The following is a 245-nucleotide window of genomic DNA, read 5'->3' on the forward strand; positions in this document are numbered from 1 at the left end:
GTTGCGGGGCACCGGGCGGCGCAACGAGGCGGCCAGCCTGCCGTGCATATGGGCACTGACGCATGTCGCGCGGAACAAACCGACGCAGACGCCAAGCTCTCGCCCAAAGGGCAGCCAGCGGGAACAAATTATACCTGTACAAAAACACAGTATTTGGTGCTGGTCCGGCTTTTTTTCCACACGGAGCCGTGGCTGAAGTGCGAGGAGCCCCAACGTCACCGGAAGCTGCTATCGGCATTCTTATG

General features: G+C 60.0%; 1 protein-coding gene. It reads left to right on the forward strand.

Annotated elements, in window-relative coordinates; genetic code table 11:
- Positions 1 to 62: 62 nt before the first annotated feature.
- A partial coding sequence (locus SB752_RS33090; RefSeq protein ID WP_410719610.1) for a hypothetical protein occupies positions 63 to 245 on the forward strand: 183 nt, incomplete at its 3' end.

Origin of the sequence: Brevibacillus sp. SIMBA_040 (assembly GCF_046535075.1) — a bacterium.
Lineage (GTDB): Bacteria > Bacillota > Bacilli > Brevibacillales > Brevibacillaceae > Brevibacillus.